Origin of the sequence: Streptomyces sp. NPDC037389 (assembly GCF_040636475.1) — a bacterium.
Taxonomy (GTDB): Bacteria; Actinomycetota; Actinomycetes; order Streptomycetales; family Streptomycetaceae; genus Streptomyces; species Streptomyces hesseae.
This window is the reverse complement of record NZ_JBEZUS010000008.1, coordinates 41,658-66,967: the sequence shown is the minus strand read 5'-3', so window position 1 is coordinate 66,967 and position 25,310 is coordinate 41,658. Positions and strand designations below refer to the sequence as shown.

Annotated in this window: 20 protein-coding genes and 1 riboswitch; of the genes, 11 read left to right on the top strand and 9 right to left on the bottom strand. The window is 74.5% G+C overall.

Features of this window, described 5'->3' with window-relative positions; translation table 11 throughout:
- Positions 1-57: 57 nt before the first annotated feature.
- Positions 58-771, bottom strand: coding sequence for a hypothetical protein (locus AB0E98_RS19035; protein WP_361703817.1), 714 nt, complete (start codon positions 769-771; stop codon positions 58-60).
- The gene (locus AB0E98_RS19030; RefSeq protein WP_361703816.1) at positions 771-2,024 is read right to left on the bottom strand and encodes a VWA domain-containing protein; all 1,254 of its coding nucleotides are present in this window, start codon (positions 2,022-2,024) and stop codon (positions 771-773) included. The genes AB0E98_RS19035 and AB0E98_RS19030 overlap by 1 nt, the downstream gene beginning before the upstream one ends.
- 182 nt (positions 2,025-2,206) lie before the next feature.
- Here AB0E98_RS19030 and rox point away from each other — a divergent pair, with 182 nt between their 5' ends.
- Positions 2,207-3,676: a rifampin monooxygenase gene (rox, locus tag AB0E98_RS19025; protein WP_361703814.1), complete on the top strand. Its 1,470-nt coding sequence runs from the start codon at positions 2,207-2,209 to the stop codon at positions 3,674-3,676.
- A 53-nt stretch (positions 3,677-3,729) separates the two neighbouring features.
- Here rox and cobN read toward each other — a convergent pair whose 3' ends face one another.
- Complete coding sequence (cobN, locus tag AB0E98_RS19020) at positions 3,730-7,365, bottom strand: cobaltochelatase subunit CobN (protein WP_361703811.1); 3,636 nt, start codon at positions 7,363-7,365, stop codon at positions 3,730-3,732.
- Positions 7,366-7,393: 28 nt separating this feature from the next.
- Positions 7,394-7,527: riboswitch (cobalamin riboswitch) on the bottom strand.
- A gap of 152 nt (positions 7,528-7,679) precedes the next feature.
- On the opposite strand from cobN, the gene cobG reads away from it, so the two are divergent.
- The 4 genes from cobG to AB0E98_RS19000 all read left to right on the top strand — a co-directional run bounded on the left by cobG (position 7,680) and on the right by AB0E98_RS19000 (position 13,123).
- On the top strand, positions 7,680-9,056 hold the full coding sequence (cobG, locus tag AB0E98_RS19015) for a precorrin-3B synthase (protein ID WP_361703808.1): 1,377 nt from the start codon (positions 7,680-7,682) through the stop codon (positions 9,054-9,056).
- Between the two features lie 52 nt (positions 9,057-9,108).
- Positions 9,109-9,762: a precorrin-8X methylmutase gene (locus AB0E98_RS19010; RefSeq protein ID WP_361703806.1), complete on the top strand. Its 654-nt coding sequence runs from the start codon at positions 9,109-9,111 to the stop codon at positions 9,760-9,762.
- A gap of 11 nt (positions 9,763-9,773) precedes the next feature.
- Positions 9,774-11,384, top strand: coding sequence for a precorrin-2 C(20)-methyltransferase (locus AB0E98_RS19005; protein ID WP_361704497.1), 1,611 nt, complete (start codon positions 9,774-9,776; stop codon positions 11,382-11,384).
- A gap of 218 nt (positions 11,385-11,602) precedes the next feature.
- A complete protein-coding gene (locus tag AB0E98_RS19000; RefSeq protein WP_361703803.1) occupies positions 11,603-13,123 on the top strand; it encodes an NAD(P)/FAD-dependent oxidoreductase in 1,521 nt (506 codons plus the stop codon).
- 66 nt (positions 13,124-13,189) lie between these two features.
- On the opposite strand, the gene AB0E98_RS18995 is transcribed toward AB0E98_RS19000, so the two are convergent.
- Positions 13,190-13,954 (bottom strand): cobalt-precorrin-6A reductase, encoded by a 765-nt coding sequence (locus AB0E98_RS18995; protein WP_361703801.1) that lies wholly within the window; start codon positions 13,952-13,954, stop codon positions 13,190-13,192.
- 77 nt (positions 13,955-14,031) lie between these two features.
- Here AB0E98_RS18995 and AB0E98_RS18990 point away from each other — a divergent pair, with 77 nt between their 5' ends.
- A complete protein-coding gene (locus tag AB0E98_RS18990) occupies positions 14,032-15,186 on the top strand; it encodes a cobalt-precorrin-5B (C(1))-methyltransferase (protein WP_361703799.1) in 1,155 nt (384 codons plus the stop codon).
- A 92-nt stretch (positions 15,187-15,278) separates the two neighbouring features.
- On the opposite strand, the gene AB0E98_RS18985 is transcribed toward AB0E98_RS18990, so the two are convergent.
- The 3 genes from AB0E98_RS18985 to cbiE all read right to left on the bottom strand — a co-directional run bounded on the left by AB0E98_RS18985 (position 15,279) and on the right by cbiE (position 18,244).
- Positions 15,279-16,103 (bottom strand): MerR family transcriptional regulator, encoded by an 825-nt coding sequence (locus AB0E98_RS18985; RefSeq protein ID WP_361703797.1) that lies wholly within the window; start codon positions 16,101-16,103, stop codon positions 15,279-15,281.
- A 44-nt stretch (positions 16,104-16,147) separates the two neighbouring features.
- Complete coding sequence (gene cobM / locus AB0E98_RS18980; protein ID WP_361703794.1) at positions 16,148-16,927, bottom strand: precorrin-4 C(11)-methyltransferase; 780 nt, start codon at positions 16,925-16,927, stop codon at positions 16,148-16,150.
- 99 nt (positions 16,928-17,026) lie between these two features.
- Complete coding sequence (gene cbiE / locus AB0E98_RS18975; protein WP_361703791.1) at positions 17,027-18,244, bottom strand: precorrin-6y C5,15-methyltransferase (decarboxylating) subunit CbiE; 1,218 nt, start codon at positions 18,242-18,244, stop codon at positions 17,027-17,029.
- Between the two features lie 156 nt (positions 18,245-18,400).
- Here cbiE and tsaD point away from each other — a divergent pair, with 156 nt between their 5' ends.
- The 4 genes from tsaD (at position 18,401) to AB0E98_RS18955 (ending at position 22,870) form a co-directional block, all read left to right on the top strand.
- Positions 18,401-19,465 carry a tRNA (adenosine(37)-N6)-threonylcarbamoyltransferase complex transferase subunit TsaD gene (tsaD, locus tag AB0E98_RS18970; protein WP_361704495.1) on the top strand — a complete coding sequence of 355 codons (1,065 nt, stop codon included), beginning with the start codon at positions 18,401-18,403 and terminating at the stop codon, positions 19,463-19,465.
- A 35-nt stretch (positions 19,466-19,500) separates the two neighbouring features.
- Positions 19,501-22,152, top strand: a complete 2,652-nt coding sequence (alaS, locus tag AB0E98_RS18965) for an alanine--tRNA ligase (protein WP_361703789.1) — start codon at positions 19,501-19,503, stop codon at positions 22,150-22,152.
- Between the two features lie 96 nt (positions 22,153-22,248).
- The gene (locus AB0E98_RS18960) at positions 22,249-22,608 is read left to right on the top strand and encodes a hypothetical protein (protein WP_361703787.1); all 360 of its coding nucleotides are present in this window, start codon (positions 22,249-22,251) and stop codon (positions 22,606-22,608) included.
- Entirely contained in the window at positions 22,601-22,870 is a 270-nt protein-coding gene (locus tag AB0E98_RS18955; protein ID WP_361703784.1) for a hypothetical protein, read from the top strand. Before AB0E98_RS18960 ends, AB0E98_RS18955 begins: the two co-directional genes overlap by 8 nt.
- A 48-nt stretch (positions 22,871-22,918) precedes the next feature.
- Here the strand turns inward: AB0E98_RS18955 and AB0E98_RS18950 are convergent, their stop codons facing one another.
- Positions 22,919-24,340: an SDR family NAD(P)-dependent oxidoreductase gene (locus AB0E98_RS18950; RefSeq protein ID WP_361704492.1), complete on the bottom strand. Its 1,422-nt coding sequence runs from the start codon at positions 24,338-24,340 to the stop codon at positions 22,919-22,921.
- A 479-nt stretch (positions 24,341-24,819) separates the two neighbouring features.
- Here AB0E98_RS18950 and AB0E98_RS18945 point away from each other — a divergent pair, with 479 nt between their 5' ends.
- Positions 24,820-25,059, top strand: coding sequence for a chaplin (locus AB0E98_RS18945; protein WP_361703781.1), 240 nt, complete (start codon positions 24,820-24,822; stop codon positions 25,057-25,059).
- Positions 25,060-25,122: 63 nt separating this feature from the next.
- Here AB0E98_RS18945 and AB0E98_RS18940 read toward each other — a convergent pair whose 3' ends face one another.
- Positions 25,123-25,299, bottom strand: a complete 177-nt coding sequence (locus AB0E98_RS18940; RefSeq protein WP_361703778.1) for a hypothetical protein — start codon at positions 25,297-25,299, stop codon at positions 25,123-25,125.
- Between the last annotated feature and the right edge of the window lie 11 nt (positions 25,300-25,310).

Sequence of the window (25,310 nt, the reverse complement as noted above, 5' to 3'; positions counted from 1 at the left end):
GGGGGCGGCTGCCCCATACGGCCGCGGCCCCGCGCCCCTTACGGGGCGCGAGACCGCTCAGCGCCTGCGCGGGTGGCGGGTCAGCGTGTAGCCGCCGACGGCCGCGAGCGCGCAGAGCACGGCGCCGCCGACCGTCCAGCCCCAACGGCCGGACCACCAGCTGCCGTTCCAGCCGCTGTCGGGCTCGGCGAGGGCCGCCGCGTGCAGCGGCTTGCCCAGTTCGCCGCCCTCGGCGTGGGCCCCGCCCATGTCCTCGGCCGTGGCCTGGACCTCCGCCTTCACGGGCAGTCCGAGGTCGCGGTCGGGGGCGTCGGTGGCGGTGAGCCGCACGTAGTAGGCGCCGGGCAGCGGGTCGTTGGACCAGCGCTCGGACCAGGGGCGGACCGTGCGCAGCGTGCAGGTCAGGGCCACGGTGGCGGCCTGCTGCGAGGCGGTCGCGGCCTGTTCGCCCGCGGTGCAGGCCTGGCGGCGGCGCAGTCCGTCGTAGACGTCGAGGCGCCAGGTGGCGGCGCCGCTGCGGGTGGCCGCGTCGGGCAGGGTGACGGTGGCCTTCACCGTCGGCCGCTGCCCGGCGCCCGCCGGGAACTGCCAGTAGAGGTAGTCGCCGGTGGAGCCGTTGGCCGTGGCCTTCTGCCCCTGTTCGATGGCGACGGCGGTACGGAAGGCGGTACCGGCCTCACTGGGGGCGTCGTCGGCGACGGCCGTGGCGGCCGGGGCGAGCAGGGCCGCGCCCGCGAGCAGGGCGGCGGTCAACGCGCGTTTCATCCGCATCAGTTCTCCCTCCACACGGCGATGCGCCAGCGGGCCAGCCAGCCCCACAGCAGGCCGGCGAGCAGTCCGGTCAGGCCCAGCACGAGAAGCAGCACCCAGCCGCGGCCGAGGCCGAAGGCGGCCAGGTCGGAGGGGTCGTCGGGCCCCTTGACCACGTCGACGGCCAGTTCCACCGGCAGTCCGGGGTCGCGCTTGACGGAGGCGGGCGCGGAGAAGGAGTTGGAGACCTCCACGCAGACGGTCCTCGGCTGCTTGTCGTTCTCGTCCTCGGCGACGGGGTAGCGCAGTCCGGAGGCCATCACATCGGTGCGGCCACTGCCCGCGTCGCTGCCGCGCACGAGCTCCTGCCCGTTCTCGCCCATCGCGCGGACCAGTACGCCGTAGTCCCGGTCGACGGCGCGGTCGGCGCTCACGCTGGCCGCGAAGCGCAGTTCCTGGCCGGGCTTGACCTTGACCTTGTAGACGCGGTGCTGGGAGAAGGTCTCGCGGTCGGTCCAGATGCCGGCGCCGATCTCGGGCGCGGTCCGGCACTCCTCGGTGCCCGAGACGGGCTTGGGCGTCTCGACGGGCGTGTCGGCCCGCTTCACGAGCTGCTTGATGCGGCCGGAGAGCTCCTTGCGGTGCCGCACGGTGGTGTACGTGCCGCCGGTGGCCTCGGCGATGCAGCTCAGCTGCTCGCGGGTCTTGTCGTCGGAGGCGAGGCCGAGGGTGTCGATGGTCAAGTGCGTGCCCTTGGCGGCGAGTTCGCGGGCCACGTCACAGGGGTCGGGCAGGCCGCAGGAGTCCTCGCCGTCGGTGATGAGCACGATCCGGCGCGTGCCGCCGTCCGTCCCGAGGTCCTGGTCGGCGCCGCGCAGGGCGAGGCCGATGGGCGTCCAGCCGGTGGGCTGGAGCCCGGCCACGGACGCCTTGGCGTCGGCCTTGTCCACATTGCCGACGCGGTAGAGCTGCTGGCTGTCGCGGCAGCCGAGCGTCTTGTCCTCACCGGCGTAATTGGCACCGAGCGTGCGGATACCGAGCCGGACACCGGCCGGCACCGAGTCGATGACCTCGTTGAACGCCTCCTTGGCGGCCACCATGCGCGACTGCCCGTCGATGTCCGTCGCACGCATCGAGCCACTGACGTCGAGGACCAGCTCGACCTTCGGCGAATCCTTCGAGGGCCCGTCCGCGGCGTTCGCCGGGGTGACGCCCAGGGCCAGGGCGGCGAGCAGGGCACAGGCCCCCGCCGCCAGCCGTTTTCTGATGATCATCCAAAGGATCCTAGTGCCCCCGAGGGGGGCCGTCGCCGGCGTACCGGCGCATGACAAGGGCGAGGAACGCAACCATTCCTCGCCATGCTCAACATATAGCGCACCGGGGGCCTTGCCGCAAGACCCCCCTTATGCCGCAGAATCACCGGCCGAAGCTCGGAACTGCGGAAATGAGATGTGTGATGATCGACGTGATCGTGGTCGGCGGCGGACCGACCGGCCTGATGCTGGCCAGTGAGCTGCGGCTGCACGGGGTACACGTGGTCGTGCTCGAGAAGGAGACGCAGCCCGCCCCGATGGTCCGGGCGCTGGGCCTCCACGTGCGCAGCATCGAGGTGATGGACCAGCGCGGCCTGCTGGACACCTTCCTCGCGAACGGCACGAAGTACGAGGGGTTCCCCGGCTTCTTCGCCGCCATCGGCAAGCCGTGGCCCGAGCGGATGGACACGGCGCATTCGTACGTCCTCGGCATTCCGCAGACCGTCACCGACCGCCTGCTCGAGGAGCACGCCACCGCGGCCGGTGTCGAGATCCGGCGCGGCTGCGAGGTGACCGGGCTGAGCCAGGACGAGGACGGGGTGACCGTCGAGCTGGCCGGTGGGGGCACCCCCGCCGATGAGGGCGTAGCCAGCGGGGGAGGCACACGGCTGCGCTCGCGCTACCTCGTCGGCTGCGACGGCGGCCGCAGCACGGTCCGCAAGCTCGCCGGCGTCGCCTTCCCCGGCGAGCCCAGCAGGGTCGAGACGCTGCTGGGCGAGATGGAGGCGACCATGCCGCAGGAGGAACTGACCGCGGTGATGACCGAAGTCCGCAAGACCCAGAAGCGGTTCGGCTTCATGCCCCTCGGGGGCGGGACGTTCCGCGTCGTCGTGCCCGCCGAGAGGGTGGCCGAGGACCGCACGGTCCCGCCGGGCTTCGAGGAGTTCAAGCAGCGGCTGCGGGCGACCGCCGGGACCGACTTCGGCGTGCACTCGCCGCGCTGGCTCTCCCGGTTCGGCGACGCCACCCGGCAGGCCGAGCGTTACCGGGTCGGCCGGGTGCTGCTGGCCGGCGACGCCGCGCACATCCACCCGCCGACCGGTGGGCAGGGCCTCAACCTGGGCGTCCAGGACGCCTTCAACCTCGGCTGGAAGCTGGCCGCCTCGGTGGCCGGCTGGGCCCCCGAAGGCCTGCTGGACAGCTACCACGCCGAACGGCACCCGGTGGGCGCCGACGTGCTGAACAACACCCGCGCGCAGATGCTGCTGATGTCCACCGAGCCGGGCCCCCAGTCCGTACGACGGCTGGTGTCGGAGCTGATGGACTTCGAGGAGGTGAACCGGCACCTGATCGAGAAGATCACCGCGATCGGCGTCCGCTACGACTTCGGCGAGGGCCACGAGCTGCTCGGCAAGCGGATGCGGGACGTCCGGCTGAAGCGGGGGCGCCTCTACGAGCTGACGCGCGGCGGCCGCGGACTGCTGCTCGACCAGACCGGCAGGCTCTCGGTGGAGGGCTGGGCGGACCGGGTCGACCACGTCGTCGACGTCAGCGAGGAACTGGACGTGCCCGCGGTGCTGCTGCGGCCGGACGGGCACGTGGCGTGGGCCGGTGAGGACCAGCAGGAGCTGATCGCCCACCTGCCGAAGTGGTTCGGCGCGCCGGTCGGCTGAAGGCGCGGCTCGGGGCCGGAGCGCTGGTGCGCTCCGGCCCCGAGCCGGTCCACTCAGTCGTCCCCGCCCTCCAGGTTCCCCTCCGTCTCCAGGAACAGCTGTCGCAGCGCTTCCAGCGTCTCCGCGTCCGGCTTGGCCCACATGCCGCGGCTCTCGGCCTCCAGGAGGCGCTCGGCGATGCCGTGCAGGGCCCAGGGGTTGGCCTCCTCCAGGAAGGCGCGGTTCTCCGGGTCCAGGGCGTAGGTCCGGGCGAGCTTGTCGTACATCCAGTCGGGGACGACGCCGGTGGTGGCGTCGTAGCCGAAGAGGTAGTCGACGGTGGCGGCGAGTTCGAAGGCGCCCTTGTAGCCGTGGCGGCGCATCGCCTCGATCCATCGGGGGTTGACCACGCGGGCCCGGAAGACGCGGGACGTCTCCTCGACGAGGGTGCGGGTGCGGACCGTCTCGGGGCGGGTGGAGTCGCCGATGTACGCGGCGGGTGCGGTGCCCTTGAGGGCCTTGACGGTGGCGACCATGCCGCCGTGGTACTGGAAGTAGTCGTCGGAGTCGGCGATGTCGTGCTCGCGGGTGTCGGTGTTCTTGGCCGCGACCGCGATGCGCTTGTAGGCCGTCTCCATGTCCTCGCGGGCCGGGCGGCCCTCCAGGCCCCGGCCGTAGGCGTAGCCGCCCCAGACCGTGTAGACCTCGGCAAGGTCGGCGTCGGTGCGCCAGTCGCGGCTGTCGATGAGCTGGAGCAGACCGGCGCCGTACATACCCGGGCGCGAGCCGAAGATCCGGGTGGTGGCGCGGCGTTCGTCGCCGTGGGCGGCGAGGTCGGCCTGGGCGTGGGCGCGGACGAAGTTCCGGTCGTCCGGCTCGTCGAGGGCGGCGACGAGCCGCACGGCGTCGTCCAGCAGGCCGATGACGTGCGGGAACGCGTCGCGGAAGAAGCCGCTGATGCGGAGGGTGACATCGACGCGGGGGCGGCCCAGCTCGGCCGGGGGGATCGGCTCCAGGCCCGTGACGCGGCGCGACGCCTCGTCCCAGACCGGGCGGACGCCCAGCAGCGCCAGGGCCTCGGCCACGTCGTCGCCCGCCGTGCGCATCGCACTCGTGCCCCACAGGGACAGGCCCACGGATTCGGGCCAGTCGCCGTTGTCCGTGCGGTAGCGCTCCAGGAGGGAGTCGGCGAGGGCCTGGCCGGTCTCCCAGGCGAGCCGGCTGGGGACGGCCTTGGGGTCGACGGAGTAGAAGTTGCGGCCCGTCGGGAGGACGTTGACGAGGCCGCGGAGGGGGGACCCCGACGGGCCGGCGGGGACGAATCCGCCGTTCAACGCGTGGACGGCGTGGTCGAGTTCGTTCGTCGTCGCGGCCAGGCGGGGGACGACCTCGCGGGCGGCGAAGTCGAGGACGGCCGCGACGGGGTCGCCGTTCACGGGATCGGTGCCCCGCACCGTGAGCACAACGGCCGGGATGGCGGCCGGGTCCCAGCCCGCCGCCTCCATGGCCTCCACCAGGGCCCGCGCCTCCGCCTCCGCCTCGTCCGCAGTGGTGCGGGTGGCCGCCGACTCGTCGAGGCCGAGGGCCTCGCGCAGGCCCGGCAGGGCCGTCGTGCCGCCCCAGATCTGGCGGGCGCGCAGGATCGACAGGACCAGGTTGACGCGGTCGGCGCCGGCCGGGGCGGCGCCCAGGACGTGGAGGCCGTCGCGGATCTGGGCGTCCTTCACCTCGCAGAGCCAGCCGTCGACGTGGAGGAGGAAGTCGTCGAAGCCGTCGTCGTCGGGGCGCTCCTCCATGCCCAGGTCGTGGTCGAGCCGGGCGGCCTGGATGAGGGTCCAGATCTGGGCGCGGATCGCGGGGAGCTTGGCCGGGTCCATCGAGGAGATCTGGGCGTATTCGTCGAGGAGTTGCTCCAGGCGCGCGATGTCGCCGTAGGAGTCGGCGCGGGCCATGGGCGGCACGAGGTGATCGACGAGCGTGGCGTGGGCGCGGCGCTTGGCCTGGGTGCCCTCGCCGGGGTCGTTGACGAGGAACGGGTAGACCAGCGGCAGGTCGCCGAGGGCCGCGTCGGGGCCGCAGGCGGCGGACAGGCCGGCGTTCTTGCCGGGCAGCCACTCCAGATTGCCGTGCTTGCCCAGGTGGACCATCGCGTCGGCGCCGAAGCCGCCGTCCTCCTGGGATGCGGCGATCCAGCGGTAGGCGGCGAGGTAGTGGTGCGAGGGCGGCAGGTCGGGGTCGTGGTAGATGGCGATGGGGTTCTCGCCGAAGCCGCGCGGCGGCTGGATGAGGATCAGCAGATTGCCGCGGCGCAGGGCGGCGAGGACGATGTCGCCTTCCGGGTCGCCCTCGGCAGTGCGGCTGCGGTCGACGAACATCTCGCCGGGCGCCGGTCCCCAGTGCTCCTCGACGGCCTCGCGCAGCTCGGCGGGGAGCTGCTCGTACCAGCGCCTGTAGTCGGCGGCCGGGACGCGGACGGGGTTGCGGGCCAGCTGCTCCTCCGTCAGCCAGTCCTGGTCGTGGCCGCCCGCGTCGATGAGGGCGTAGATGAGCTCGTCGCCGTCACCGGACGCGAGGCCGGGGACCTCTTCCGTGCCGAAGTCGTAGCCCTCCTCGCGCAGCCGGCGCAGCAGGGCGACGGCGCTGGCGGGGGTGTCGAGGCCGACGGCGTTGCCGATGCGGGAGTGCTTGGTGGGGTACGCGGAGAGGACGAGCGCGAGCCGCTTCTCGGCGGCGGGGATGTGGCGGAGGCGGGCGTGGCGCACGGCGATGCCCGCGACGCGGGCGGCGCGCTCGAGGTCGGGGACGTAGGCGGGCAGGCCGTCCGCGTCGATCTCCTTGAAGGAGAAGGGGACGGTGATGATGCGGCCGTCGAACTCGGGCACGGCGACCTGGGTGGCGGAGTCGAGCGGGGAGAGCCCCTCGTCGTTCTCCTCCCAGGCCTCCCGGGTGCCGGTCAGGCAGAGGGCCTGGAGGATCGGCACGTCGAGGGCGGCGAGCGCGCCGGCGTCCCAGGACTCGTCGTCGCCTCCGGCGGAGGCGTCGGCGGGCCGGGTGCCACCGGCGGCGAGGACGGTGGTGACGATGGCGTCGACGTCGCGCAGGGCGTCGATCAGCTCGGGCTCGGGGGCGCGCAGCGAGGCGACGTAGAGCGGCAGGGCGCGGCCGCCCGCGTCCTCGACGGCGCCGCAGAGGGCCTCGACGAAGGCGGTGTTGCCGCTCATGTGGTGGGCGCGGTAGTAGAGCACGGCGATGAGCGGGCCGGACGCGCCGGGTTTGGGGGTGCGCTCCAGCGCGCCCCACGCGGGGGCGGCGGCGGGCGGCTCGAAGCCGTGGCCGGTGAGCAGCACGGTGTCGGAGAGGAAGCGGGCCAGCTGTTCGAGGTTGGCGGGGCCGCCGTGGGCGAGGTAGGCGTGGGCCTCGGCGGCGATGCCGATGGGGACGGTGGACGCCTCCATCAGCTGGGCGTCGGGGGCCTGTTCGCCGGTGAGGACGACGACGGGGCGCGGGCCGGCCAGGAGCTGGTCGAGCCCCTCCTGCCAGGCGCGCAGCCCGCCGAGGAGGCGCACGACGACAAGGTCGGCGCCCTCCAGGAGCGCGGGGAGTTCCTCGAGCGCGAGCCGGGCGGGGTTGGCGAGTCGGTACGGGACCGGACCGCCGGCCGCACGGGCGCTGAGCAGGTCGGTGTCGGACGTCGACAGGAGCAGGATCACGGCATGCCTTCCTCGGGGTCCGCGCCCCGGGCGGTGGGAGGACGGCAGGAGTTCCTGACTCACCCGGCATCGCTGCCGGGCACACAGTGGCGGGACCGTGCCGGGATCACACCGGCTTCCTCCCCTGTCGCCGTCGCTGGCGCTGCCATAGTAGCCATGCGGGGTGGGCCTCCAGGAGGGGAAGATGCCCCTGACCCGCCCTTTCTCCGTTTCCGAGCGGGGCTTCGCCCCCTCGCGCCCCGTCCCGCCCCCTTGTCCGCGCTGACGCGCGTCGTCTTCAAACGCCGGACGGGCTGATTCGACCCCCGGTCGGTATGCTCGCCGCCATGCCCACTCCCCCCGAACCCCCTGGTCGCGAGCGCGGCGACGCCTGTCCCGGCGCCCTGCGGCTGCACGCCGCGGACGACGGGGCACTGGCCCGCGTACGGCTGCCGGGCGGGCTGCTGACGGTCCGTCAGGCAAGCGCGCTCGCCGACGCCGCCGACGACTTGGGCGACGCCCGCCTCGACCTCACCTCCCGCGGCAACGTCCAGCTCCGCGGCCTCGCCGACGGCTGCGGCGCCGCCCTGGGCGCGCGGCTGCGCGAGGCCGGTCTGCTGCCGTCGGACCGGCACGACCGCATCCGGAATGTCGCGGCTTCCCCCCTGTCCGGCCTGGACGGAAAGGGCTTCTCGGACATCCGGCCCTGGGTGCGGGAACTCGACCGGCTGCTCTGCGCGTCGGACGACCTCACGGACCTCTCGGGCCGTTTCCTCTTCGGTCTCGACGACGGCCGGGGCGACATCACGGCCCTCGCGCCCGATGTGACATTGATCGCAGCCGATGCCGGCCGCCAGGCCCTCCTGTGCTTCGGCCCCGGCCCCGACGCCCTGCGCGTCGCCGCCCGGGACGCGCCGCGCGCGGCCGTTCTGGCGGCCCGTGAGTTCCTCGCGGTGCTGCGCCAGAGCGGCGGCAAGGCCTGGCGCGTCCGCGAACTGGCCCCCGGGCTGCGGCCGCGCCCGGAGCGGCTCGCGGCCCGGCTGGCGGCGGCCGGCATCGGCTCCGCGCCCGTACCGCGCGCCGCGCTCCCCCTCGGCTCCCCGCCCGCGCCCGGCGCGCTCCAAGGGCCCGACGGGCGGTGGGCCGTGTCGGTGGCCGCGCCCCTGGGCCGGTTCTCCTCCGCCCAGTGGCGGCTCCTCGCCCGTACCGCCGGCCGGGACGGCGACGGCGAACTCCGCGTCACCCCCTGGCGCGGCGTCGTCGTCCCGGGGCTCACCGCCCCGGTGGCCGCGGCGCGCCTCGCAGCGCTCGCGGAGGCGGGCCTGGTCACCTCCGCCGCCTCTCCCTGGCACGGCGCGGGCTCCTGCACCGGCCGGCCGGGGTGCGTCAAGTCCCTCGCGGATGTACGGGCCGACGCGACCGCCTCCCTCAAGGCCGCGCGCTCTGGCAGCGCCGGGACTCTGCCCGTGTACTGGTCCGGGTGCGAGCGGCGCTGCGGCCACCCCGGCGGCCGGTGGGTCGACGTCCTGGCGACCGGCGACGGCTACCGGATCGCCGTACGGCGGGAGGCGGAGGACGAAACGGTCACGGCGCCCGCGGTGACGACCGTGACGACCGCCGCCGGCCTGGCCGACGCGGTCACGGCGGCACGCGACGCGCGCCCCGACGCACACCCCACGGAGACGACGTCGGCCGGCGGCCCCCGCGGCTGAGCGGTCCACGGCGGCGGCACCACGGCAGCAACCCCCACGCAGAACCAGCGATATGCACCACCCAGCGAGCGAGGGCACAGTGTTCGACTACGACAAGGACGGCGCGTCCATCTACCGCCAGTCCTTCGCCACCATCCGCGCCGAGGCGGACCTCGGCGGGCTGCCGCCCGACGTCGGCCGGGTCGCGGTCCGCATGATCCACGCCTGTGGGATGACCGACCTGGTCCAGGACCTCGCGTACTCGCCGGGGGTCGTGGCCCGCGCCCGGGAGGCGCTGCTCGCGGGCGCGCCGATCCTGTGCGACGCGAACATGGTCGCCAGCGGCGTCACCCGCAGGCGGCTGCCCGCCGGCAACGAGGTGGTGTGCACCCTCGCCGACCCGGCCGTGCCGGAGCTGGCGCGGCGCATGGGCACGACCCGCAGCGCGGCGGCGCTGGAGCTGTGGCGCGACAGGATGGAGGGCGCGGTGGTCGCGGTGGGCAACGCCCCCACGGCGCTGTTCCGCCTCCTGGAGATGATCCATGAGGGCGCGCCGCGCCCGGCCGCCGTGCTGGGCATACCGGTCGGCTTCATCGGCGCGGCGGAGTCGAAGGACGCGCTGGCCGAGAGCCCGCTGGGGCTGGAGTATCTGGTGGTGCGGGGCCGGCGCGGCGGCAGCGCCATGGCCGCGGCCGCGATCAACGCGATAGCGAGCGAGGAAGAGTGAACGAGAAGCCCATGCCCACCGGGCGGCTGTACGGGGTGGGGCTGGGGCCCGGCGACCCGTCGCTGCTGACCGTACGGGCCGTCGAGGTCATCGCGTCGGCGGAGGTCGTCGCCTACCACAGCGCCCGGCACGGGCGCAGCATCGCGCGTTCCATCGCCGAACGCCATCTGCGCCCCGGCCAGATCGAGGAACCGCTGGTCTATCCGGTGACGACGGAGACCACCGACCACCCCGGCGGCTACCGGGGCGCGCTGGAGGAGTTCTACGAGGAGGCCGCGGCCCGGCTCGCCGCGCACCTGGACGCCGGGCGCGTGGTGGCGGTGCTCGCCGAGGGCGACCCGTTCTTCTACAGCTCGTACCAGCACATGCACAAGCGGCTCGCGCACCGCTATCCGACGGAGGTCGTACCGGGGGTGACGTCGTTCAGCGCGGCGTCGGCCCGGCTGGGCAGGCCGCTGGTGGAGGGCGAGGAGACGCTGACGATCCTGCCGGGCACGCTGCCCGAGGAGGAGCTGACCGCGCGGCTGGCCCAGGCCGACTCCGCCGTGGTGATGAAGCTCGGCCGGACGTTTCCTGTGGTGCGGAGCGCGCTGGAGCGCTCCGGGCGGCTGGCGGAGGCGCGGTACGTCGAGCGCGCGACGATGAGCGGGGAGCGCACGGGCCGGTTGGCGGACGTCGCCCCGGAGTCGGTGCCGTACTTCTCGGTGGCCGTGCTGCCGAGCCGGGTCGCGGGTGTCCCTTCGGACGCGCGTACGGACGTCGGCGCGGACGCCGGCACGAGCGCTCCCGCCGGGACGGAGGACGCGGCCGCGGCCCAGGGCGAGGCCGCGACCAGCCGGGGCGACGCCCCGACCGCCCCGACCGCCCCGGGCGAAGTCGTCGTCGTCGGCCTCGGACCGGCGGGGCCGTTGTGGCTGACGCCGGAGGCCCGGGGCGCGCTGGCCGCGGCGGAGGACCTCGTCGGCTACACCACGTACGTGGACCGGGTGCCCGTACGGCCGGGTCAGCGCCGGCACGGCTCGGACAACAAGGTGGAGTCGGAGCGCGCCGAGTTCGCCCTCGACCTGGCCCGGCAGGGCCACCGCGTCGCGGTGGTGTCCTCGGGCGACCCGGGTGTCTTCGCGATGGCCTCCGCCGTGCTGGAGGTCGCCGCCGAGGACCCCTACCGCGAGGTCCCGGTCCGGGTGGTCCCCGGGATGACCGCCGCCCACGCGGCCGCCGCCCGCGCGGGCGCCCCGCTGGGCCACGACTACGCCGTCGTCTCCCTCTCCGACCGGCTCAAGCCGTGGGAGGTCATCGCCGGCCGGCTGCGCGCGGCGGTCGCGGCCGACCTGGTGCTGGCCCTCTACAACCCCGGTTCCCGCAGCCGCCTCTGGCAGGTGGGCGCGGCCCGCGACCTGCTCCTGGAGCACCGCGCCCCGGGCACCCCGGTGGTCATGGCCCGTGACGTGGGTGGCCCCGAGGAGTCCGTGCGCGTCGTCCGTCTCGGCGAACTGGACCCCGCCGAGGTCGACATGCGCACGCTCCTCATCGTCGGCTCCACCCAGACGCGCGTGGCGCGGCGGGGCGAGGACGGCGCGGAGCGGATCGTCTGGACGCCGCGCCGCTACCCGGAGGGATGACGGTCGTGCCCTGACGGCCGTGCCCGGGGCGGCGCACGCCGCGCCGGGCACGCCGCCCGCGCACCGGCCGGTCGCCGCCTTCGCGCCCTGACGGCGCCGCCGCGGTCTCCCCGACACTGGGACGGCCGCCGCCCGGGCCGAGGCGGTCGGCGCCACCGGCCTGGGGGGTGCGGTTGCTTCGGTACGAGCGGGCACACGCCAAAGGCACCGGCAGGGACGTGGAAGTCGTCGTGATCGGCGCCGGGTTCTCCGGCATCGGCGCCTCGATCCGGCTGCGGCAGGCGGGCTGCCGGGATCTGCTGGTCCTGGAGAAGGCCGCCGAACCGGGCGGCACCTGGCGCGACAACACCTATCCGGGCTGCGCCTGCGACGTCCCGTCCTCGCTGTACTGCTACTCGTTCGCCCCCGGCCCCGGGTGGAGCCGGGTCTTCGCCGGGCAGCGGGAGATCCACGACTATCTGCGGTCGACCGCGCGGCGGTACGGGGCCTACGAGTCCCTGCGCTGCGGCGTCGAGGTCCTGCGGGCCCGGTGGGACGACCGGGCCCGCCGCTGGTGGCTGGAGACGACCGACGGCCCGTACAGCGCGGCCGTGCTGGTCCTGGCCACCGGGCCCTGGCACCGGCCGCGGTGGCCCGAGGTGCCGGGGCTCGGCGGCTTCGCCGGGCCGGTGGTGCACACCGCCCGCTGGGACCACTCGCTCGATCTGACGGGGCGGCACGTCGCGGTCGTCGGCAGCGGCGCCTCGGCGGTCCAGGTCGTCCCCGCGATCCAGGAGCGGGCCGCGGCCCTCCATCTCTTCCAGCGCACTCCCCAGTGGCTGCTGCCCAGACCCGACGTCCCCGTCCCCGCCGCGCTCGCCCGGTGGCTGCGCCGCTCCCCCGGCGCCCGGCGCGCCCTGCGGGCCGGGCAGTACGCGCTCCAGGAAGGCATCGGCTACGCCTTCCGGCACCCCCGCCTCGTCCGCCCCCTCCAGGCCGCCGCCCTGCTCCATCTGCGGCGCTCGGTCCGCGACCGGGAGCTGCGCCGGGCGCTCACCCCGGACTACACGCCGGGCTGCAAACGGCTGCTGACGTCGAGTACGTACTTCCCGGCGCTGACCCGGCCCCACGTCCGTCTCCACCCCACGGCGCTGGCGGCCGTGGACGGGAACCGGCTGACCGGCGCCGACGGGAGCGAGGCGCGGGCCGACGTCCTCGTCCTGGCCACCGGCTTCCACATGGGCGAGCTGCCGCTGGCCCACGGCGTGCACGGCAGGGACGGGCGGACGCTCCGCGAGGTCTGGGGCGGCGTGCCGGAGGCGTATCTCGGCACCACGGTCGGCGGCTTCCCCAATCTCTTCCTGCTCCTCGGGCCCAATCTGCTCGCCGGTTCCACCTCGGCCCTCACCGCCGTCGAGGCCCAGCTCGACCTGGTCGCCGCCGCCCTGGCCCACCTGCGGCGCGGCGGCCACGCCTCCCTCGACGTACGGGCGGACGTGCAGGCCGCGTACAACGCCGCGGTCCAGGAGGCGCTGAGCACGACCGTCTACAACTCCGGCGGCTGCTCCAGCTACTACCTCGGGCCCGGCGGGCGGAACACCTTCTGCTGGCCGTGGTCCACCGGGCGGCTGGTCCGCAGGCTGCGCCGGTTCGACCCGGCGGCCTACGCGTGGTCCGGGGCCGCCCCGCCCCTGCCCGGGCCCACGCCGCCGGGGGACACCGACGACCGTCCGGCGGACCGGAGGGAAACCGCCCCGTGAAGCGACGGCGCCCGCGCCTGCGGGCGGGCCGCCCCGTGCCGGACGGCCCCCTCCGCGCCGGCCGGGTCACCGTCCGCCGGGGATCCCCCGCAGCCACGCCGCCGCCTCCGCCGGGCCCGGCACCTCCGGCACCCCCTCCGGTACCGGTGGCCGGCGGACCACCACCACCGGGACGCCCGCCTCGCGCGCGGCGGTCAGCTTCGCCGCCGTCGCCGCCGCACCGCTGTCCTTCGTCACCAGGACGTCGATCGCATGGCGCCGCAGCAACTCCCGCTCGCCGTCGAGCGTGAACGGGCCCCGGTCGAGGAGGACCTCCATGCGCGGGGGCGCCGGCGGCTCGGGCGCGTCCACGGAGCGGACCAGGAACCACTTATCCTCAAGGTGCGCGAAGGCGCCCAGGCCCATCCGGCCCGTGGTCAGGAACACCCGCTCGCCCAGCGCCGGCAGGGCCCGTGCCGCGTCGGCCAGGGAGGCGACGTCACGCCAGTCGTCGCCCGGCCCCGCCACCCAGCCGGGACGGCGGACGGCCAGCAGGGGCACCCCGACCGCGGCGGCGGCCCGCGCCGCGTTGAAACTGATCGTGCCGGCGAAAGGATGGGTGGCGTCGATGAGCGCGGCCACCTGCTGCTCACGCAGCCAGTGGGCGAGGCCCTCGGGGCCTCCGAACCCCCCGATCCGCACCTCCCCCGCCGGCAGCCGCGGCGCGGCGACCCGCCCCGCCAGCGAGCTGGTGACCCGGAGCGCCGGGTCGGCGGCCAGCTCCTCGGCGAGCCGTCGCGCCTCGGTCGTACCGCCCAGGATGAGGATGTGGCGCTCGGCGCCGGCGTTCACGATGCGATGCCCTTCCGTCGTCGTCCGGCCCCGCGTCGTCGTCCGGTCGTCGGCCCAGCCTACGGGCGGGGGCCGGCATGGCTGACGGCACGGCTGACGGCACGGCCACCGGAGGACGCGCCGCCCAGCTCCAGCACACCGGGATGCGGCACGGCTGGACGACGGGCGCCTGCGCCACCGCCGCCACCACGGCGGCGTACACAGCGCTGCTCACCGGCGAGTTCCCGGATCCCGTGGGAATCACGCTGCCCAAGGGGCAGACCCCGGCCTTCGCGCTCGCCGCGGAGCGGCTGGACGAGCCGGACGGGAACGGGCGCGCCGCCATGGCCGCGATAGTCAAGGACGCCGGTGACGATCCGGACGTCACCCACGGCGCGCTGATCCGGGCCACGGTACGGCTGCTGCCGCCCGGTTCCGGCGTGGTCTTCCGGGCCGGCCCGGGCGTCGGCACGGTCACCCGGCCCGGGCTGCCGCTGGCCGTGGGCGAGCCCGCCATCAACCCCGTGCCCCGGCAGATGATGCGTGACCACATCGCCGAGGCCGCCGCCCGGCACGGCGGCACGGGGGACGTCGAGATCGAGGTGTCCGTGGACCACGGCGAGGAGATCGCCCGGTCCACCTGGAACCCGCGTCTGGGCATCCTCGGCGGGATCTCCATCCTGGGCACGACCGGCATCGTCGTCCCCTACTCCTGCTCGGCGTGGATCGACAGCATCCGGCGCGGTGTGGACGTGGCCCGCGCGGCGGGCCGTACACACGTGGCGGGGTGTACGGGATCGACGTCCGAGAAGGTCGCGGTGGCCGTGCACGGGCTGCCCGAGGACGCGCTGCTGGACATGGGCGACTTCGCGGGGGCGGTGCTCAAGTACATCCGCCGCCACCCGGTGGACCGGCTGACCGTCGTCGGCGGCTTCGCCAAGCTCTCCAAGCTGGCCGCCGGCCACCTCGATCTCCACTCGGCCCGCTCGCAGGTGAACAAGGAGTTCCTGGCGGAACTCGCCCGGCACGGCGGCGGTGACGACGCGCTCGCGGCCGCCGTCACCGGCGCCAACACGGGCCTGGAGGCGCTGCGCCTGTGCGAGGCCGCGGGCGTCCCCCTCGGCGACCTCGTCGCCGTGACCGCCCGCGACGAGGCGCTGGCCGTGCTGCGCGGGGCGCCCGTCGCGGTCGACGTCATCTGCATCGACCGCGCGGGCGTCATAGTGGGCCGAGCGGAGCCGAAGGGGCCGTAAGGCCCCCAAGGGGCGCGGGGAACTGCGCGACCAGCCACAGACGGCCCGCAGCCGCACTCAGCGATTCAGCGGCCCCGCCGGCTTCGCCGCTTTCACCCGGTTCGGGTCACCGGCTCCTGAAGCTCCGTCACCCATCCGGCCGGGTCGCCCTGGCCGTAGGCGAGGTACACCTCGCGCGCGTAGCCCGTCGAGCGGTAACCGTTGGCGTCGATCCAGCGGGCCAGGGCCTGGACCGTGGGCAGCACGTCGGCCATGGGCCCGTGGTGCACGACGGCCGCCACCATCGGCATGGCCGGCAGCTCGGTGATCCCGACTCCGTCGCCCCGCGCGGCGGCGGGGACGGGCAGCCCGGCGTGGACCACGACGCCGTCGCCGTCGGGCGCGTCCTCGTACCACATGACCGACGAGCCGGTCGGCTCGATCCCCGCCGTCTCCAGCAGGCCGCACAGCTCCTCGAAGAGCCGGTCGGCGACCGGCCCGATCTCCTCCGGGCCGAAGCTCGCCACCCGTGCGCTCAGTTCCGCGACCCGGACGGCCGGCGTGCTCTTGACCACCACGTCGTCGGTGCTCATCCGTCCCTCGCTCTCGATCGTGCGGAGCCTCGCCTCGACCCCCGCCAGCCGGGCCGCGGCCGCCGCGGCGGCGGCCTCCAGCTCGGCGCGGCGCAGTCTCAGCATCCCGCGCAGCTCCTCGGCGCTCACCTCGTCGTCCACGATCGCCTGGACCTGCTGGAGGGTGAATCCGAGGTCCTTGAGGGCGATGACACGGTTGAGGCGGGCGAGCTGTCCGGCCTCGTAGAAGCGGTAGCCGCTGTACGGGTCGACACGGGCGGGGCGCAGCAGTCCGATGGCGTCGTAGTGGCGCAGCATGCGGACGGACACGCGGCCGTGGCGGGCGAAGTCTCCGATGGTGAACATGATGAGTTCAGTTACGGGCCTGACACGGTGGCAGGGTCAAGCGCTCAGTCGTTCGCGTCGTCGGGAATCGTCCGGCCGCAGCGGTCCCGGTCCCGTTCGGCCGAGTACAGGAAGCTGTCGGGGAACTGGCCGGCGGCGAGGGCGCGGCCGACGAGGATGACGGCGGTGCGGACGACTCCGGCCTCCTTCATCTGTCCGGCGATGTCGGCGAGGGTGCCGCGCAGCACGATCTCGTCGGGGCGGCTGGCCATGGCGACGACGGCGGCCGGGCAGTCGGCGCCGTAGTGCGGGAGGAGTTCGTCGACGACGCGGTCGGCGTGGCGGGCGGCGAGGTGGAGGACGAGCAGGGCGCCGCTGCGGCCGAGGGTGGCGAGGTCCTCGCCGGGGGGCATGGGGGTGGCCCGCTGGGCGACGCGGGTGAGGATGACGGTCTGGCCGACGGTGGGCACGGTCAGCTCGCGGCCGAGGGCGGCCGCGGCGGCGGCGAAGGCGGGGACGCCTGGAACGATCTCGTAGGGGATGCCGTGGGCGTCGAGGCGGCGGATCTGCTCGGCGACGGCGCTGAAGACGGCGGGGTCGCCGGAGTGCAGCCGAGCCACGTCCTGGCCGGCCTCGTGGGCGCGGACGAACTCGGCGGTGATCTCGTCGAGGTCGAGGCGGGCGGTGTCGACGAGCCGGGCGCCGGGCGGGCACTCGGCGAGGAGCTCCGTGGGGACGAGGCTGCCGGCGTAGAGACACACGCCGCACCGGGCGAGGGTCCGGGCGCCGCGCACGGTGATGAGATCGGCGGCACCGGGCCCGGCACCGATGAAGTACACGGTCATGGAAAACATCCTGACGTTTCGGGATGAACGGGTTGGGGGCACCTCCCGGCGGCAGCTGGGGGAGGGCGGGCGAAAACCGCGCCGAAGGCGCGGGCACCGTCACGGCCGTACGACGGCCCACTGCGTAACCGGCATGGCCGACCGCCACCCGGTGAACCCACCCACGGGGGTGGCACGCGAAACCGCCAGCCGCACGAGTTCTCCCCCGTGCGCGCGGTACCACTCCCCCAGCAACGCCTCCGACTCGAGCGTCACCGTATTGGCCACCAGCCGCCCCCCGCGCGGGAGCGCCTCCCAGCAGGCCTCCAGCGTCCCAGGGGCCGTGAGTCCCCCGCCGATGAAGATGGCGTCCGGCGTCGGCAGCCCGGCGAGCGCGCCCGGCGCGGCGCCGGTGACGACGCGCAGGCCGGGCACGCCGAGGGCCTCCGCGTTGCGCGCGACGCGCGCGGCCCGCACCGGATCGCGCTCGACGCTGACGGCCCGGCAGGAGGAATGGGCACGCATCCATTCGATGCCGATGGAGCCGGAGCCCCCGCCGACGTCCCAGAGGAGTTCGCCGGGCGAGGGGGCGAGCGCGGCGAGCGTCACGGCGCGTACGTGGCGCTTCGTCAGCTGGCCGTCGTGGTCGAAGGCGTCGTCGGGCAGCCCGGGAGTGAGCGGCAGCCGCACAGCGCCGGGGGCACGCCGGCAGGTGACGGCGATGACGTTGAGCGGGTCGCCGGCCGGGTGCGGCCAGTCGTCCGCCGTGCCCTCGACGCGGCGTTCGCGGTCGCCGCCGAGCTGTTCGAGGACGGTGAGCGGGCTCGGCCCGTAGCCGCGCTCGCGCAGCAGCGCCGCGACCTCGGCGGGGGTTTCCGCGCCGGCGCTGAGCAGCAGCAGCCGGCGGCCGTCGTGGAGGGCGGCGGTGAGCGCCGCGAGCGGGCGGCCGACGAGGCTGACGACCTCCGTGTCGTGCAGCGGCCAGCCGAGCCGGGCGCAGGCGTAGGAGGCGGAGGAGGGGTGCGGGAGGACGTCCAGCCGTTCCGCGCCGACGATCTCGGCGAGCGTGCGGCCGATGCCGAAGAACATGGGGTCGCCGCTGGCGAGGACGCAGACGCGCCGCCCCTCGTGCGCGGCGAGCAGGCCGGGGACGGCGGGGCGCAGGGGCGAGGGCCAGGCGACGCGTTCGCCGGGGCACTCCCCGGGCGGCAGCAGGCCGAGCTGGCGCGGGCCACCGATGATCACCTCGGCGTGGCGCAGGGCCTCCCGGGAGGCGGGGGCGAGGCCGGGCCAGCCGTCCGCGCCGATGCCGACGACCGTCACGGGGGCTGGGGTCACAGGGCTTCTTCCCTCGGAGAGTCGGTGATCAGGAGCACCGGAACTCTACTGACCTGCGGTGACGGGGGGCACGACCGGGGACCTTGTCGATTCTTATTGCATAGACTGTGCAATTACGAATAAGAGGCAGAAGGAGTCGCCGTGGCGCGTTCGCCGGTGGTGCTGGGTATCGAGTCGTCCTGCGACGAGACCGGCGCCGGTCTCGTCCGGGACGGAAGGCTGCTGGGCCACGCGGTGGCGTCCAGCATGGACGAGCACGCGCGCTTCGGCGGCGTCGTGCCGGAGATCGCGGCCCGCGCGCATGTGCACGCCGCCGCGCCCGTGGTGCGGGCGGCGCTGGCCGACGCGGGGCTGGCCATGGGCGACATCGACGCGGTCGCGGTGACGACGGGCCCGGGGCTCTCCGGCGCCCTCCAGGTCGGGGTCGCGGCGGCGAAGGGCATCGCCTACTCGCTGGGCGTGCCGCTCTACGGAGTGCACCACCTGGCCGGGCACGTGGCCGCCGACACCCTGGAGCACGGCCCGCTGCCGAACCCCTGCATGGTGCTGATCGTCTCCGGCGGTCACACCTCGCTGCTGCTGGTCAGGGACCTGGCCCGCGACCCGATCGTCCATCTCGGCGACACGCTCGACGACGCGGCCGGCGAGTGCTTCGACAAGGTCGCGCGGGTCTTCGGGCTGCCGTACCCGGGCGGTCCGGCCGTCGACCGGGCGGCGCGCGAGGGCGACCCGCGCGCGGTGCCCTTCCCCCGGCCGCTGACCGGGCCGCGCGACGACCCGTACGCGTTCTCCTTCTCGGGGCTGAAGACGGCCGCCGCCCGCTGGGCCGAGCAGCACCGGCAGGCGGGGCTGCCGCTGCCCGTCGCGGACGGCGCGGCCTCCCTCCAGGAGGCGATCGCCGACGTCCTCACCCGCAAGGCCGTCGCCGCGTGCGCCGGGCACGGCGTGGGCACGCTCGTCGTCGTCGGCGGCGTGGCCGCGAACTCGCGGGTGCGGGCACTGGCGCAGTCGCGCTGCGATGCTGCGGGCATCGAGCTGCGCGTACCGCCGCTGCGGCTGTGCACCGACAACGGCGCGATGATCGCCGCCGTCGGCGATCTGCTGGTGCGGGCGGGGGCCGAGCCCGCGCCGCTCGATGTGTCCGTCGACCCGTCCGCGCCCCTCACGTACGCGGCCCTGCACCCCGTGGCCCGGCCCGCCCGGTCCGTCCGAGCCGCCTGACCTGCCCGAGCCGCCCGACCCGTCCGGAGCCCCCTGTGCGTACCGCCGACATCCGCAGCCGCTTCCTCGACTTCTTCGCCGGGCACGGCCACACCGTCGTCCCCAGCGCGCCGCTGCCGACGCCCGACCCGACGCTGCTGTTCGTCAACGCGGGCATGGTGCCCTTCAAGCCGTATCTGACGGGTGAGGCGGCGCCGCCGTGGCCGCGCGCTACCAGCGTGCAGAAGTGCGTGCGGACGCTGGACATCGAGGAGGTCGGCAGGACCACCCGGCACGGCTCGTTCTTCCAGATGAACGGCAACTTCTCCTTCGGGGACTACTTCAAGGAGGAGGCCATCGGCTTCGCCTGGGAGCTGTCCACCGCGCCGGTGACGGACGGGGGCTACGGCCTCGACCCGGACCGCATCTGGGTCACGGTCCACCACTCCGACGACGAGGCCGCGGCGATCTGGCGGCGCGTGGCCGCGCTGCCGGAGGAGCGGATCGTCCGGCGGGGCGACGAGGACAACTTCTGGTCCATGGGCGTCCCCGGGCCCTGCGGCCCCTGCTCGGAGCTCTACTACGACCGGGGCCCCGCCCTGGGCCGCGCGGGCGGCCCGGCCGTGGACGAGGACCGGTACATGGAGTTCTGGAACCTCGTCTTCATGCAGTACGAGCGCGGCGAGGGCACCGGGAAGACCGGCTATCCGATCCTGGGCGAGCTGCCCCGCCGCAACATCGACACCGGCATGGGCCTGGAGCGCATGGCCACCCTCCTCCAGGGCGTCGACAACCTCTACGAGATCGACGAGACCCGGCCCGTCCTCGACCGCGCCGCCGAACTCACCGGCGTGCGCTACGGCGCCGACCACCGGGCGGACGTACGGCTGCGCGTCGTCGCCGACCACGTCCGCACGGCCCTGATGCTGCTGGCCGACGGGACCGCCCCCGGCAACGAGGGGCGCGGCTACGTGCTGCGGCGCGTCCTGCGCCGGGCCGTGCGCTCGGTACGGCTGCTGGGGTACCAGGACCCGGCGCTGCCGGAGCTGCTGCCCGCCGCGCGGGACTGCATGAAGCACAGCTATCCGGAGGTGGCCGAGGAGTTCGGCCGGATCTCCCAGCAGGCGTACGCCGAGGAGGACGCCTTCCGCGCCACCCTCCGGCAGGGCACGACCGTCCTCGACACGGCGGTCGCCGAGGTCAAGGCCGAGGGCGGCCGGCTGCTGCCGGGCCCCAAGGCGTTCCTGCTCCACGACACCTACGGCTTCCCCATCGACCTCACCCTGGAGATGGCCGAGGAACAGGGCGTCGAGGTCGACCGCGAGGGCTTCACCGCTCTGATGGCCGAACAGCGCGAGCGCGCCCGCGCCGACGCCCGCGCCCGCAAGTCCGGCGGCGCGCTCGACACCTCGGCGCTGCGGACGGTGCTGGACGCGCACGGGCCGACGGACTGGCGGGCGTACGACGGGCTGGAGACGGAATCCCGCGTCCTCGCCCTGCTGGGCCCGTCCGGACCGCTGACGTCCGCACGCACCGGCGAGATCGCCACGGCCGTCCTCGACCGCACCCCCTTCTACGCCGAGTCGGGCGGCCAGGACAGCGACGCGGGCGCGCTGACGGGCACGTCGGTCGAGGCCGAGGTCCTCGACGTCCAGCGCCCCCTACCGGGCCTGATCGTCCATCAGGTACGGGTCACGGCGGGCGAGCTGGCGGTCGGCGACACCGTACGGGCGGCCGTGGACCCCGAGTGGCGGCTGGGCGCGCGGCAGGCCCACTCCGGCACCCACATCCTCCACGCGGCCCTGCGGCAGATCCTCGGCCCGACGGCCCTCCAGGCCGGCTCGTACAACCGGCCCGGCTATCTGCGCCTGGACTTCCCCTGGCGCGGCGCCCTCGGCCCGGCCGCGCGGAGCGAGGTCGAGGAGGCGGCGAACCGCGCGCTGCGCCGGGACCTGCCGGTGGACGTGCGCTGGATGCCGCTGCCGGAGGCCAAGGAGATCGGCGCCCTCGCCCTTTTCGGCGAGACCTACGGCGAGCGGGTACGGGTCGTGGAGATCGGCGGCCCGTGGTCGCGCGAACTGTGCGGCGGCACCCACGTGGAGCGCGCCTCGCAGGTCGGCGTCGTGGCCCTCACCGGCGAGTCCTCGGTGGGCGCGGGCATGCGCCGGCTGGAGGCGGCGGTCGGCTTCGAGGGCTTCGGCTACCTGGCCCGCGAACGCGACCTGGTCTCCCGGCTGGCCGAACAACTCCAGGCGCCCCGCGCGCAACTGCCCGAGCGCGTCGCGGTGTTGCTGGAGCGGCTGAAGGCCGCCGACCAGCGGTCGGAGGAACTGCGGCGGCGCGCCGCGCTGGAGCGCGCGGCGGAGCTGGCCGCGGCCGCGACCGATGCCCACGGCACGCTCGTGGTCACGGCGACGGCCGAGGGCGACGCGCGCGCCCTGGCCCTGGCGGTGCGCGACCGGCTGCCGGAGGGCCGCCCGGGCGTCGCGGCGATCGGCGCGCCGGCGGACGGCGGCCGAGCGGTCCTGACGGTCGCCCTCAACACCGCCGCCACGGCCGCCGGCCTGTCCGCCGCCTCCCTGGTCAAGTCCCTCCTCGGCGGCCGCGGCGGCGGCACGGCGGAGGTGGCCCAGGGCGGCGGCCTCCCGGCGGGGTCGCTGCGGGCGACGCTCGACGGGGTGGCGGGGCTGCTGGCGGGGCAGGGCTGAGGGGTTCCCGACGGACGGTGAGCTGTTCGTTCCGCTCGGGCACCGGTGAGTGAACCGGTACGGTGCGGGTAGCGCCGGAGGATGGAGGACGGACCCATGACCGCACAACACGCCGAAGGGCCTGCCGAGCTGTTTCCGCGGCCGGAGATGACGTTCCCGGCACTGCGTGCCGCGCTGGCCCGCGTCGCGCCCTCCCGCCTCGCCGAGTTCCAGGCGGACCGTGATTCCGCGTTCACCGCGGCCACTCAGCACGCTTCCTTCAACCCGATCCGCATGTTCCAGATCAAGTGGGCGACCGAGATCGAGATCGAGCGCAGGCCGTCCCTGGCCGCTCGTTACCGGGCGGCCCTGGACGGCGCGAACAGCTTCGATCGCGACGACCCGAGATGGCGTGCGGCCATGGACGAGTGCATGTCCGTCCGGAACGAGGCCCGCGCCGCGGTGACCGATGGCTGACGCCTGGGCCTGGGAGTACGACCCCGACCCCGAGTACGTCATCGGCGGCATCGACAACCTCGCCTTCATCGCGAGGGTCGAGGAACGCGCCGACGAACTGGTCCGCGCGGCTGCGGCGCTCTACCTGGACGGGGCGAAGTACACAGGCGCCTCGCCCCGCATGCAGGAGGAGACCGTCGACGCGTCGGGCATGTTCGTGTATCAGGTCCTGCCGCGCCACCAACGGGTCCACATCCGCCAGGTGGCCTTCCTCGGGCTGTGACCCGCGGGCGGCCGGCGCCCGGGACGGCGCCGGCCGGTACGGACCGGCCTACCAGTTCGACTTGTGGTAGTCCTTCAGGAAGCACCCGAACAGGTCCTCACCCTCCTCGCCGCGCACGACCGGGTCGTAGACCCGTGCCGCGCCGTCGATCAGGTCGAGGGGGGCGTGGAAGCCCTCCTGGGCCAGCCGCAGCTTGTCGTAGTGCGGGCGCTCGTCGGTGATCCAACCGGTGTCGACCGAGGTCATGAGGATCTTGTCGGTCTGGAACATCTCTTGGCCGCTGGTCCGGGTCACCATGTTCACCGCGGCCTTGGCGGCGTTGGTGTTCGGGTGCCCCGCGCCCTTGTAGCCGCGACTGAACACACCCTCCATGGCGGAGACGTTGACGACGTACGCGCGACCGCTGGCCGCCCGCCGGGCCGCCTCGGCCATCGCCGGGCGCAGCGCGCTGATCAGGATGAACGGTGAGGTGTAGTTGCACAGCTGGGTTTCGAGCAGCTCCACCGGGGAGATCTGGTCGATGGTCTGCACCCAGGTGTTGGTCTCGACGACGTCCGGCAGCAGGCCGCCGGCGTCGATGGCGGTGCCGTCGAGGTGCCGTTCGAGGCTGGCGTTGCCCGCGACCAGGGCGAGGTCGGCGACCTTCTGGGCGTCCAGGCCGCTCGCGCCCAGCGGCAGCGCCGCCAGGCCGTCGACCGCGCCGGAGTTGAAGGCGCCGATGACGTGGTGGGCGGGCAGCTCGCCGGCGGGCAGCGGGGCGCCCTCGCCCTCGACCAGTGCGGCGTACGCGCTGGGCAGCCGGCGCACGGTCTGGGTGGCGTTGTTGATCAGGATGTCCAGCGGGCCGGCCTCGGCGACCTGCTCGGCGAGCGCGACGGCCTGGGCCGGGTCGCGCAGGTCGATGCCGACGACCTCCAGGCGGTGCATCCAGTCCGCCGAGTCCTCCATCGCCTTGAAGCGGCGGATGGCGTCCTTGGGGAAGCGGGTGGTGATCGTGGTGTGGGCGCCGTCGCGCAGCAGCCGCAGCGCGATGTACATGCCGATCTTGGCCCGGCCGCCGGTGAGCAGCGCACGCTTGCCCGCGAGGTCGGCGCGGGCGTCGCGCTTGGCGCGGTTCTCGGTCGCGCAGCTCGGGCAGAGCTGGTGGTAGAAGTAGTCGACCTCGACGTACCGCGTCTTGCAGATGTAGCAGGAGCGCGGGCGCTGGAGTATCCCGGCGATCCGGCCGGCCTCGGTGATCGAGGACGGCAGGATGCCCTCGGTCTCGTCGTCGATCCGTTCGGCGGAGCCGGTGGCGGTGGCCTCGGTGACCATGCGGTCGTTGGCGGTCTTGGCGGCGCGCCGCTCCTGGCGGCGGCGCTGCTTCACCGTGCGGTAGATGCCGGCGGTGGCGCGCCGGACGGCTATCGCGTCGGGGTGGTCGACGGGCAGCCGGTCGAGCTCCTCGAGCACGCTCAGGCAGGCGGCCATGCGCTCCGGGGCTATGCCCGGGGCGTCGTCCAGGCCCGGGGCGTCGTCCGTGCCCGGGGTGTCCGTGATCTCCGGGAGATCGGTGATCGACAGGTGGCCTGCACCGTCGCGGTTCTCTTCAGTGACGGTCATGGCCGCTGTCGTATCCCAGTCCGTTTGTTCGACAAATCTTCCAGGAAACTGTACGTAGCCAAGTGCGGCAACGCCAAACCGCCGGACCGGGGGGCTTGCGGCCGGGCCGTGCGCCGGGCCTTCGCCGACGGCGCCCCCACCCCTTCCGGGCGCCGCCCGTCGTACCGCCGCGGGCGGACCGGCCACCTTCGCGAACTGCCGGGATCCACACCCCCAACCCCTCATGCATCCCATACGACTTATTGATCTTTCCGGGTTAATTACCCGCGTACTCCAGTATATTTGCCCAATTCACACCGAAACGGCAGCCACAATCGTCTCTCAACACCCCTTAGAAAGGTTTAGCCATGTCGCGTATCGCCAAGGCTGCCGTCCTGACCGCCGCCGTGGGCACCGCCGTGACCGGCATCGCCGGCGTCGCCTCCGCCGACTCCGGCGCGCAGGGTGCGGCTGTGGGCTCCCCGGGCGTCATCTCGGGCAACGTCATTCAGGTCCCGATCCACATCCCGATCAACCTCTGCGGGAACTCGATCGACATCGTCGCCCTGCTGAACCCGACCTTCGGCAACACCTGCGTCGCCAGCTGACGCGCCCCCCTTTCTGCGCGCGTCTCAGCCGGACCGCGCGCAGCGCCGGGGCCCGGGTCACAGTCAGCCGCCGGACCCGTCCCCCGCGCGTTCGTGGCGCCCATCTCCCTCCTGATGGGCGCCACTGCCGTGTCCGGACCCGGCCGGCACCGAGCCCTCGGTGCCGGCGGCGCCGGGAAGGTCGGGTATCTCCACGATCGGCGGCAGGTCCGGGGTCAGCCGCGAGTGCTCTGACGTCATGGCGGTGCGCC